Below are 12,738 nucleotides of genomic sequence, written 5' to 3' on the forward strand. Positions count from 1 at the left end.
AATCCGATTTAGCTCAACAAAAAACTACACAGTTCATCGATTTGTTGACTTTTGTTAGATATTAGTCGATGGGCTATAGCTTGTAGCTGACGAGTATTTTGGAGTTTGGTATTATCTATTTCTTCTAGTTCACTATCTAACAATGTTTGAAAGCGATAATAAAAACTTTGAGCTTCTTTATCAGTAGGTTCAAACAACTGTTCTAATTTTCCAGCTACCACTTCACTACTACCGTCAAACATAATATTTAAAAGTGGTCTTCCCCATTAAAAATCTATAAGGCTCAATACCTTAATCTTTATTAGTCAGTAATACTTCTGCGATCGCCTGCGAAATGGGATAGTGTGGTGAATATATCTCCAGCCAAAAAAATTCCCCGACTGGGTTAACTTCGAGGAATACATGGCGACCATCGGGTGTGACAATAATATCAATTGCTCCATAGTTTAAGCCAAAATAAGCCATCAGTTTAAGCAGTTTTTTCTCAATATCTTCTGGCAAGTCGTAGGGTTGCCAATTTTTAACTAAGGCTCTCCCCTCTTTGCGCCAGTCATAAGTAGATCCTTCTAAGCTTTGGGAATCTACTGCGGCAGTAAATACGCGGTGTCCGACAATCGTTGTCCGCAACTCTAGCGCCTTGGGCACATTTTCTTGAAAGGTCATCGGACAAAAACGCAGTCCTTCCATATTCTCCAGATCATCACTTGTAACTGGAGTGGTAAATACAACGTTTTCTCGCCCCTGCTGATCGTAAATAGCAAAGGAAGAAAGCATCTTGGTAACTATACCTTGGCTACACTCTTGAGCAAATTGCTTGACTGCTTCTGGATTGTTTGAAGTCAGAGTGCGTGGAGTTACAAGACCAACTTCGCGTGCAACTTGCAATTGTAGTTGCTTATTATTAGCCCGATCTACATTGGACATTTTATCAAAGTGAAATCCCTGAAGGCTGGCGATCATACCCCTGACTGTGGCGCGACATTCGTTAATAGATGCATCTCTGTATTGCTTGTCCATTGAGTCGGGGATTTTTTGTCCGTAGCGCATCCGCCGATACCAAACTGAGGAGACTTCACTCAAATCTAGCTTCTGTTCGCCATCAGTAATAAGTACGCGTTCAGTATCGCCCCAGTAAATATCTAGCTTGACTTCGGTAGGATATCTGTCTGTATCAAACCGAAATGCTTTTTCTCCTCTAGCCTCAATTTCTTTGATGACTAGAGGAATGCTTTCGTTATCTTTGCTAAACGTGACTATTAATACAGTCATAATTGAGTTGCGCCTAAGATACCCTACAGTAATTGACTTTCTTAATTACGAATTACGAATTGGTACAAGAACATCTGCGATCGCACTCGCAATAGGCAACTCTAAATCCTTTTCTAGCATTCCCCACTCCCCCACAGGGTTGATTTCCAAAAAGACGTATTCGCCTGATGGTGTGACAATGAAATCTAACGCTCCAAATAACAGCCCAAATTTCCTCATAAAGGCTTTGAGACGACTAACTACTTCATCAGGAAGCTGGTGATGTTGCCATGCGCCAACCTCAACACCAGGTTTGCGCCAATCAACTTTGTCTGCTGCATACACATCTGCATTTAGCGCCCCCACAAATACATTACCATTCACATACACCACTCGTAATTCCTGTTGCTTTGGAATTTGCTCTTGAAAAACCATTGGGCAATAGCGCAGTGACTCGGCATCTTTTAAGTCTTCTTCTTTGACGATGCTGGTGTACAGAAAAAACGAAGAGTTAGCTTCCATACTGCGAGAAAGAGCAGTTAAAAGCTTACTGACCATTTTGCCGTTGACTTGCTCAAAAAATTCTCGTGCTGCTTGGGCTTTGTTGGTGACAAGAGTCTGGGGAATAACAAAACCTACTTCAGACGCAATCCGTAGTTGGCGCAACTTGTTACTTGCATAATCTATCCGCTCTAAATTATCTACCCACGTAGCCTCCTTTAGGCTGTCCCAAAAACCATCTAAAGTTGCAAGTGATTCTCTAAAGCAAGCTTCTCTGAACTTTGGCGCTAATTCTTGACTTAGTTGTGGTTCCCAAATCCGACGCATCCATACAGCTTGCACCTGCTCTGTGCTAATAGAGTGGTTGTTACATTCTATAGTGTGGTAGCTTTTAAACTTATCAAAATGTGCTGTTAATTGCACTTCTAGAGGAAATTTATCAGTATCTAGACGAAATGGTTGCACCCCTTTTTTTGATAAGGCTTCTGCCACTCTATCTATTGTGAAGAAATCACCACTGTGGGTGATTAATAAAATAACATCACGAGATAGATGCATAAATATTTTTTATGATAATTTCATGAGGTAGCTATTAAGTATTAGCAAACAAATTGCTTTTTAGAAGCCAAAATATTTAAAAAACTTAGGTATCTATAAAAAGCAATCACCTCTATGTTATGGAAAAGGTAATATGAGAGCGATCACCTACGGCGGTTGCTCTGCGCCATCGCGTTTCTATAGAGTAGCTTTCAGTTATTTGATAACTGCTACTCTATGAAATTATGATTCAGCCAACTACAAGGTATTTTTCTGAGTAGAAAAGTACTTTCAGATGCAGGGACTAAATTATTTATCTTCTAAGTCTGAAGGAAACTTGTAAGTCCAAGGAACATCTGTTCCTTCACCTTCAGTAGCTTGCTCTTCCAAAAAACGCGCAAAGAATGGTAATGCTCCAACATCCACTGTTTTGGCTGTGTTTGTAGACATGGTATTTTTTTGAGGTAAATTATTTTGACAATCAAAAATATATCAGCAATTAAATATATGTGCAAGGACAGTTAAGACAGTTAAGCAAAAATTAGTTAATCTTTATTAAGATTAAACTATATAGTATTTTCAATACTATATATCTTTAAAAAATGGTAAGCGTTCAGGGGGTATAAAGAAGACGAAAAACCACCCCAAAATCAAGGAATAAAATTAGGCAGCAGTCAACAAGTCAGAATCATCAGAACAAGTAGTGGCTTCAGGAAGCAAAGAAGGAGTGGCTGTACCACTACGAGTAGCAACAACAGGGATAAAGTACTATTTTTTAGTGATCGCAAAACTTTTCGGTCTACTGAAAAATTGTTCTGGTGCGAATAAGCCTAACATCACTACATAAACAACTAAGTCTTCCATTTTTACTACGTTCTCCATAAATGGCTTTGAGAATGGCTTCTTACTGCTCCTGATTATTTACTGTTTACTAAAATACACTCTTCGTACCCTGTCACAACAACGATATAAACTGATAACTCGACCTTCTCGATCTCGCACCAATTCAAACTTATCTACATATATAAGATATCTAAGAAAAAGATTTTGTCCAGCAACTATGAGATGAGATAGTGGATAGCCTTTGCTCTTATAATATAATTTATTATCTACTAGATTTATTTTAAAGTCATACTCTAATTCAGCAGAATAATAAGTACCAGGATAATCGGCTAATATATCTTTTGGAGAATCTAGTATTTTTTCAAAGGTATAGGTTTTAATAACATTACCAATATCTAATTTTCCTATCAGGCGAATAATATCTTCAGAAAACTCAATATCATAGTCAATTTGATTATCGGCAGATTGAAAATAATTGGTGTCAATTGGAATAAGTTGAAAATACATCCACGTTAGTTTAGCCATTAATTTTCCATTTTTTATCTCTAACTCCAATATGCTTCCAGTAGTGGGGTTATGATAAAATCCAGCTTTAAGCTGTAGCTCCACTACAGGTAAATTAATAGAGCTAATAGAACGCGAAATAGGTTTAGCGATATTTTCAATATAATCATTTTCTAAATATATATCAGCAACTTGAAAAGCTAATTTAGTCGGGTTAAGCGTACTTAAATTAGCCAGACAGATAACAGAAAACTGGCGTTCGGGAAATCGAATAAAATCACTCCGATAACCCGTCCAAGAACCTCCATGACTAATTGTTTTTAAGCCGCCGCGATCGCCAATCCGCAACCCAAATGCACCTGATATGATTTCGCCATTATTGAGTTTGCGTGGAGTAGTTACTTCTTCAATTAAATCTTGTCCATATTCACCTAAGATATTGTGATAGAAATTTCGATCCCAAAGTAGTAAATCTTCAATAGTTGTATAAAGCTGTCCGTCTCCACAGAAATCGTGAAAAGACATATCGATCTGGAAACCCCCTCCATCTTTTGGAGCGTATCCATCGGCTCTATTTTTCACGATTTCTCTGAAGTTATCGTGAAAATGGGTATTTTTCATTCCTAGCGGGGCAAAAATATGTTCTTGGGCAAATACACGTAAAGATTTGCCAGAGACACGTCTCACAATTTCTGCTAGTAAAATATAGCTAGAATTACAGTATAATTGCTCAGTTCCAGGCTCGAAATTTAAGCTTTGTTGTCGAGCAATTAAGGCAATAATTTCTTCGTTTGAATACTTATTTTCAAACCTCATTCCAGCAAATAACATTAAATGTAAATAGTCACGCAAACCACTGGTGTGTTCGATTAAATTGCGGATAGTAATAGAGTGACTGTATTGAGGAATTTCTGGAATATATTTTTGTAATTCATCATCTAAGTTAAGCAATTTTTGTCTGGCTAGTAAGACAATACACATTGCTGTAAATTGCTTGGAGTTAGAAGCGATATCAAAGACAGAATTAGAGGTTATGGGAATGTTGTATTCCAAGTTAGCCATCCCATAACCCCGTTGGTAAATTATCTCCTCATTCTGAATAACAGCAATAGCACAGCCAGGGGAATTAGGTTTATCCCACCAGATGAATAATTCATCTACTTTGGTAATTAGCAACATGATTTTTTTCTGATTGATATATTTCTATCTCACAATATCTTCTACATCACACTGTTACTTTTACCTTTTATAGGAAAAAACTAAATTACCTCCAGCTGCTAAACTCTCACCCATTTCAATATTTTGGGGTCTTTATCATATCCATAGGTAAGGCCATCTCTAGTAGTGATAAACTCCCCTTTGCTTGCCTTACTTCTAATAGTGGAAACAGAATAGTAGGTTAATTCATTCATTTCCTTATGACTGAGCTTTTTAGTTGTGCTGCTCTCTGAATCATTTAGGGACTTATCTTGAGATGAATCATCTATTCTTATTTGGACATTTGCGGTGGGTTTAGTAATATTTACTTTTTGACCTTTCTGCTCCCGGTAATCTTGTACTCTCATAAGTTTCCAACTGGAATCTTCTACAAGTTCCAGAACCCATTGATGATAATCAAATAGACTTTCTCGATGCCCAACACTAATAAACGTTGTTTTCGTGGATTGTAACTGTTGGTATAAACCTCCTTCATTTTTTAAATCTAAGGCACTTGTTGCTTCATCTAATATCGTGAACCTTGGATGAGTAACTAATAATCGTGCGAAAGCCAGACGTTGTTGTTCTCCTAGCGATAGTATGTTCTCCCAAGGAACTTCCGTATCGAAGTTATCGACTCGACTTAGCAAGTTTTGTAAGTTGACTTGTTGCAAAACTTTTTTAAGTTCTGCGTCAGTAATGTGACTATTTGTAGTAGGATAGAGCAACTGTTCGCGCAAGGTTCCTAAAATTATGTAAGGACGTTGAGGTAAAAATAAAACTTCTTCTAATGGAGGTCGCACCAAACGACCAGTCCCCGCATTCCACAAACCAGCGATCGCTCTCAGTAGAGAACTTTTACCTCGGCCACTTGGCCCAACAATCAATAAACCTTCTCCTGCTTTGACAGACAGTGACAAATCTTCAACAATTACCTGTTCATAGTTGGGCGTTTGTAAAGTGACATTCTCAAAAGCGATCTGGTTTTCTTCTATTGTTTTAATAGTACTGACATTCTCTGGTTCTCTAATTACTTCTTCTAACGCATCTGAAAATTCAGATAACCGTTCAACATAGCTAGAAAATCTTCCAGAATTCCCAAATTCATTGATTAACTCACCCAAAGCATTAGCGAAAAAATAGCAACATACAGACGCTTGGATAATTTCTCCAAACTCCATTTCACCTCTAATCTGTAAAGGCCCAAATACTATATATGGAAATATTTGAATTACAGATTGATAACCTCTATTAAAAATCTCATTGTTCTTCTCCCAATCAATTTTGCGTTTAGCATTTTTTATCAAATTGCTAAATCGGCGGTTAATAATATTTAATTCTTGGTTCTCTCCTTGAAAGAAAGCTACTGATTCAGCATGAGTGCGAAAATGAGTTAGGCAATAGGTGTAGTCAGCTTTCGCTTCGAGTTCTTGTCGATTAATTTTATTTAATTCTTGGGTCAAGTAGACAGCAATAAAATTGCCTATAACCGTATAACTAACTAAAATCAGTGCAACAGACTGAGAGATTGACCAAAGAACTAATAAAAAAGCTGTCATCTCCAGGATTTTTTCCAGGAAAGTAGCTGAAAAACTTAAAGCATTACTTGCAATGGGTTCGATTTCTTGAGATAAACGTTGATCTGGATTATCAATATTAGATGTAAAGTTAATTTTATAATAAGCTCGACTGTTTAAATATTTTGATAAAATCTGATTATTCAGCCATTGATACCAATCTAGAGCAATTTTTTTTCTCACTAGTCTGGAGAACCCGGCTAAGAGAGTTCCCAATGCTAGGGCTGAACCATAAAGCAGTAAAGCATCATAAAATTTAGCGATTTCCTTCTCTTGAATGATGATATCCGCCAAATAGCGATTAATAAAACTATTAAAAACATTTGCACCAACAAGGACAATTATTAATAATATTAGGAGAATAAGCATCCCCCATGAGCGAATCACTTCTGAGAATGCTCTATCTCCTGGCTCGTTTGGATACCAGTAAGGTTGGGCGACTGCTTTTACGTCTTTCCAAAATTGAAGAAAACCGAAAAGAGCATTTGTTGAAGGTTGAGCTTGAACAACTTGGGTTGGCATATTCTGAAACTAAACTAAGACTTTAGCTAATAATTAAGCTAGTTATATGAAAGTAGTGTTAAGGCTCAATTCCTTACTAAATAAGCATTATAGCCATAAATAAAAAATCAAGTTGACCTAGTGTAATTGTTGGGCTTTTTGGAGAATTATAGGCTTTTTATCACAAATCGCTAAATATGCTTGTGAAGGTATTATTTAGCCCAATATTTCTACAAACTGACGCATTCATTAAATCTGCTGCAAGCTCATTGGTGTCAAGAGTTGGCAGCAGTTAATAAGTTTTCAGCAAATAATTTTTGCACCATGTTTAATATTCTATAACGCAGTATAAACCAATTTACATTTTATTTTTTGTTTTTACCCCAATTTACCGAGTGGATATCTCTTAACTGTCTTAACTGTCTTAACTGTCTTAACTGTCCGCTTAACTGTCCGCTTAACTGTCTTAATTGGTATTGTATTTTTTTGAATAAGGTGAGATGATTCATAAATTCAATTAAAAAGTACAGCTTTAAACAAACTCCGCTTATTTAAAAGTAAATTTTTATTGAAAACTAGTTAACATGTATCGGTAGAAAAGCAAATTTCTGATACTAACTAGTCTCAGAAATTATAGTTAATATTAATTTTTTTATTGGCTAAGACTGTAAGAATTTAAGGTAGCTTGAGAGGAAAATATTAGTTTATTAAAATTAGCATCGATTAGAGTAAAACTATGAATTTAACAGGGCTTCTAGAAAATCTTTCAGCAAAGAATGTTGAATTGTGGGTTGATGGAGACAACCTGCGCTATAGATCGCCTGAAAACTCCCTAACCCCTGAGTTATTGCAGGAAATTAAGCAATATGAACCAGAAATTATCCGAATTTTATCCCAGAGTAGCAATCAGGCTGCAAATTATCCCCTATCTCACGGTCAAAAGGCACTCTGGTTCTTATATCAATTAGCACCCAGCAGTACCGCCTACAACGCCACGTATGCAGGAAAATTAGTCACAAATTTAGATATTCCCGCCCTGAAGCAGGCAGCACAAGCTCTAGTTGCAAGGCATCCACTTTTGAGGACTACCTTTGCAACCATTAACGGCGAACCTGTGCAAACAGTTCACGAAAATCAGGAAGTTGACTTTAGCATCGAAGAAGCTTTCGATTTTGACCAAGATGATCTAAACAAGTGGCTTTCAGAAAAAAGCGATCGCCTTTTCAACTTAGAACAGGGGCCAATATTGCGCTTTGATTTATTAATTAACCATATTAAAACTGATACATTAGCAACAAAAGAACATATTCTCTTAATCACGCTACATCAAATAGTGGGAGATTTCCGGTCTTTAGAAATCATGATCGGTGAACTTTGCGCCTTATATAAAGCGATGTCTACGACGGGCTACGCCTACGCCACAGGTGAAGCAGCCCAACTATCACCACAAAACTATCAATATCAAGATTACATCAAGTGGTCAGAGCAAATGCTCGCTAGTTCACAGGGAGAAAGTTTGTGGACTTACTGGCAGCAACAACTATCAGGTGAATTGCCATTGCTAGATTTGCCCACAGATCGACCAAGACCTCAGAGCCAAACCTATAATGGTGCTTCCCGCTTTTTTACTGTTGAAAAAGAACTACGGCAATCACTCACAGAATTGGCGAAGAGAGAGGGTGCGTCTCTTTATATCGTTTTATTAACAGCATTACAAATACTATTACGACGTTATACCAATCAAGAAGATATTTTAATTGGCTCTCCAATGGAGAATCGGAGCCGTTCAGAGTTTGAAAATATTGTCGGTCACTTTGCTAATCCTGTGGTCTTGCGAGGAGACCTTTCAGGAAATCCCACCTTTGAAGAGTTGCTGGAGCGATCGCACTCTTGTGTGTTAAATGCCCAAAAACATCAGGATTATCCCTTTCCCCTGCTGGTGGAGCAACTGCAACCTGTCCGGAACCCCAGTTTTTCGCCACTCTATCAGGTAGCCTTCGTCTGCGATCGCTCTTACCAGAATATAGATATTAATGATGGTTTAATTTTGGAATCAATGATTCCAGAGTCTAGAGGAGCCGCCTTTGATTTAACCTTAACTATTCTTGAGGAACCTGGCTCACTCAAAGGTACATGGAATTACAACACTGACTTATTTGATGATAGTGCGATCGCTCGGATGATGGGGCATTTTGTAACTTTGCTCGAAGCAATTGTGGCAAATCCCCAGCAACGAATTGACCAATTACCAATACTCACACAATTTGAGGAACAGCAGTTATTAGTTGAGTGGAATGATACTCAAGTAGACTACCCCTTCGATAAATGTATCCATCAGTTATTTGAGGAGCAGGTAGAGCGTACACCCAATGCAGTGGCGGTGGTGTTTGAAAATCAACAATTGACCTACCACGAATTGAATTGTCGTGCTAACCAATTGGCGCATTATTTGCAATCTTTGGGTGTAAAACCAGATGTGCTAGTGGGGATTTGTGTCGAGCGTTCCTTAGAAATGGTGGTCGGATTACTTGGTATTCTCAAGGCGGGTGGGGCTTACGTACCGCTTGACTCAGAATATCCCAAAGACCGTCTGAGCTTCATGCTTGAAGACGCTCAAGTTGCAGTATTACTAACTCAACAGCGACTCCTCGATCGCCTACCTGAGTATCAGGCAAAACTGATTTGTTTAGATGAAGTCTGGTCAGAGATTCTGCAAAACAAACAGAACAACCCGATTCAGGTAGTAACGAGTACCGATCTAGCGAATGTGATTTACACATCCGGCTCCACAGGCAAACCTAAAGGGGTAATGGTTGAGCATAGTGGATTGTGCAATCTAGCTCAAGCTCAAATTCAGGCTTTCGGCGTGCATTCTGATAGTCGAGTTCTCCAGTTTGCCTCCTTCAGTTTTGATGCTTGCATATCAGAAATCTTGATGGCTTTGGGATCGGGTGCAACACTGTATTTGGGAACAAAAGACTCGATAATGCCGGGTATGCCTTTAATTGACCGATTAAGGGATGATGGCATTACCCATGTCACCCTACCACCATCAGCCTTGGTAGTTCTGCCAACAGAAGAACTGCCAACATTGCAAGCGATCGTTGTCGCCGGAGAAGCCTGTCCTCTGGAATTGATGCGACAATGGTCAAAAGGCAGAAACTTCTTCAACGCCTACGGCCCGACAGAAGCGAGTGTTTGTACTGCGATCGCCAAATGCACTCCACTAGACCAAAAAATTTCCATCGGTCGTCCAATTGCCAATACCCAGATATATATACTTGACCAAAACTTGCAACCAGTACCTATAGGTGTCGCAGGAGAACTGCACATTGGTGGTGCAGGGTTAGCACGAGGCTATCTCAACGCAAGAGAATTAACACAAGAAAAATTCATCCCCAATCCCTTTTGTAGAAGCAGGGGAGCAGGGGAGCAGGGGAGCAGGGGAGCAGAGGAGCAGGGGAGCAGGGGAGCAGAAGTTCTTCCCAATTCCCAGTCCCCAATCCCCAGTCCCCGACTTTATAAAACTGGGGACTTGGCTCGTTATCTACCAGATGGAAACATAGAATACCTGGGTCGTATCGACAACCAAGTAAAAATCCGGGGATTCCGCATTGAGTTGGGAGAAATCGAAGCAGTACTAAGCCAACATCCTCATGTGCAAGCATCATGTGTCATAGCCCGTGAAGATACTCCTGGTGACAAGCGCCTAGTAGCCTACATTGTACCGCAGCCACAGGTGACACCTATAATTAGCGTTCTGCGTAGCTTCCTCAAAGAAAAGCTACCAGAATACATGGTACCAAGTGCGATCGCCATCTTAGAATCTTTACCCCTAACCCCCAACGGCAAAATAGATCGTCGCGCTCTACCAGAGCCAAGTAGTGAATTATCAGAGAAATATGTAGCCCCGCGCACTCCTATTGAAGAAATCCTCGCAGTAATTTGGCAACAAGTTCTGAGAGTAGAGCTTGTTGGCAGACATGACAACTTCTTTGAACTAGGGGGACACTCCCTACTAGCAACGCAATTCATCTCCCGTCTGCGTACCAGATTGAAAGTAGAAATACCATTGCGTGAGTTATTTGCTACGCCAACAATTGCCGAGTTAGCACCATCGATTCAGCAGTTACAGCAGCAAGCTATAGAACTCTCAGCACCACCCATCTTAAGGCGGGTAGGGAATACAGAAATACCACTGTCTTATGCTCAACAGCGTTTATGGTTTTTAGACCAGTTAGAGTCGAACAGTGTCTTATACAGCCTACCCATAGGTTTGCGTCTAGTAGGAACTCTTAATGTTGCCGCCTTAGAACAAAGTTTACAAGAACTTATCGATCGCCATGAAGTCCTACGCACCAACTTTGTTACTGTTGGTGAAAAGCCAACACAAATAATTCAAACTCAAACAAATTGGACAGTTGCAGTTGTTGACTTGCAGCATTTACCCGTACTTGTACTGAGCGAAGCCGAAGTAACAGAACAACAAACTGCTGCACAGAAATTACTGGAACAAAAAGCAATTGAGCCTTTTGACTTAGCTCATGATGCCTTAATCAGAGCGACATTAATAGTGCTGTCTCCTACAGAACATTGGTTATTAGTATGTATGCACCACGTTGTCAGTGATGGCTGGTCAATAGGTGTATTTGTTCAGGAGTTACAAGCACTCTACAATGCTTATTCAATCGGTCAGCCGTCACCCTTGTTACCACTGCCAATTCAGTACGCGGATTTTGCAATTTGGCAAAGACAATGGTTACAAGGGGAAGTATTACAAAACCATTTGAGTTACTGGGAAAAACAGTTGGCAAATGCACCCACATTCTTGCCACTACCCACAGACAGACCCAGACCTGCTGTGCAGACTTTCAATGGCTCATATCATGTGCTTACTCTGTCTGTTGAGTTAACTCAACGGTTGTTGGAGCTAAGTCAACAGCAAGGTTGTACTCTGTTCATGACTTTGTTGGCGGCATATAATACCCTGCTTTATCGTTACACGGGACAAGAAGATATTTTGGTGGGGACACCAATTGCCAACCGCGATCGCACCGAGCTAGAAGGGTTAATTGGCTTTTTTGTCAACACTTTAGTGATGCGGACTGATTTAGTAGGGAACCCCAGTTTTAATGAATTACTCCTGCGACTGAGAGAAACGGCTTTCGGAGCCTACGCTCATCAAGATTTGCCCTTTGAAATGTTGGTGGAAGCATTGCAGCCAGAACGGGACTTGAGCCATACACCATTATTCCAGGTGATGTTCGTTCTCCTGAACGCTCCCATGTCTGAAATAGAGTTGACTGAGTTAAGTGTCAGTGGCTTGCCAATAGAAATCACCACATCAAAGTTTGATTTAACTTTATCAATGGAAAATACTCCCAATGGGCTGTTTGGGTGGTGGGAGTACAACACAGACTTGTTTGATAGCAGCACTATCGAACGGATGACTGGTCATTTTCTGACTCTACTTGAAGCGATCGTGGCAAATCCCAGCGAGCGGATTTCCCAATTGCCAATGCTCACGGCATCTGAGCAGCAAAAGTTATTAGTGGAGTGGAATGATACAAGCGTAGATTATCCCCAGGATAAATGTATCCATCAGTTATTTGAGGAGCAAGTAGAGCGTACACCCGATGCCGTGGCAGTGGTGTTTGAGAATCAACAATTGACTTACCACGAGTTGAATAGTCGTGCTAACCAATTGGCGCATTACTTGCGGTCTTTGGGAGTGGGAGCCGACGTATTGGTGGGGATATGTGTAGAGCGTTCTTTAGAGATGCTGGTGGGATTACTTGGTATTCTCAAGGCGGGTGGGGCTTACGTACCA

The 12,738-nt window shown here is 39.8% G+C and carries 7 protein-coding genes; 1 reads left to right on the forward strand and 6 read right to left on the reverse strand.

From position 1 onward, the window contains the following. Nucleotides 1–8: 8 nt before the first annotated feature. From RRG12_RS27100 to RRG12_RS27125, 6 genes are all read right to left on the reverse strand, one after another. On the reverse strand, nt 9–242 hold the full coding sequence (locus RRG12_RS27100) for a hypothetical protein (RefSeq protein ID WP_069074221.1): 234 nt from the start codon (nt 240–242) through the stop codon (nt 9–11). Between the two features lie 49 nt (nt 243–291). After that, nucleotides 292–1,269 carry an MvdD family ATP-grasp ribosomal peptide maturase gene (locus RRG12_RS27105; protein ID WP_420761291.1) on the reverse strand — a complete coding sequence of 326 codons (978 nt, stop codon included), beginning with the start codon at nt 1,267–1,269 and terminating at the stop codon, nt 292–294. Between the two features lie 45 nt (nt 1,270–1,314). Further along, on the reverse strand, nt 1,315–2,307 hold the full coding sequence (locus RRG12_RS27110) for an MvdC family ATP-grasp ribosomal peptide maturase (protein ID WP_420761292.1): 993 nt from the start codon (nt 2,305–2,307) through the stop codon (nt 1,315–1,317). A 288-nt stretch (nt 2,308–2,595) separates the two neighbouring features. After that, a complete protein-coding gene (locus RRG12_RS27115) occupies nt 2,596–2,736 on the reverse strand; it encodes a microviridin/marinostatin family tricyclic proteinase inhibitor (RefSeq protein WP_084227369.1) in 141 nt (46 codons plus the stop codon). Nucleotides 2,737–3,207: 471 nt separating this feature from the next. After that, the gene (locus tag RRG12_RS27120) at nt 3,208–4,812 is read right to left on the reverse strand and encodes a serine hydrolase domain-containing protein (RefSeq protein WP_420761293.1); all 1,605 of its coding nucleotides are present in this window, start codon (nt 4,810–4,812) and stop codon (nt 3,208–3,210) included. 98 nt (nt 4,813–4,910) lie between these two features. Then, a complete protein-coding gene (locus RRG12_RS27125) occupies nt 4,911–6,929 on the reverse strand; it encodes an ABC transporter ATP-binding protein/permease (RefSeq protein ID WP_420761294.1) in 2,019 nt (672 codons plus the stop codon). Between the two features lie 715 nt (nt 6,930–7,644). On the opposite strand from RRG12_RS27125, the gene RRG12_RS27130 reads away from it, so the two are divergent. Further along, nucleotides 7,645–12,738: amino acid adenylation domain-containing protein (locus RRG12_RS27130; RefSeq protein ID WP_420761295.1), on the forward strand; the 5,094-nt coding region annotated here is incomplete at its 3' end.

The sequence above is a fragment of the Nostoc sp. CALU 546 genome (genome assembly GCF_048836525.1).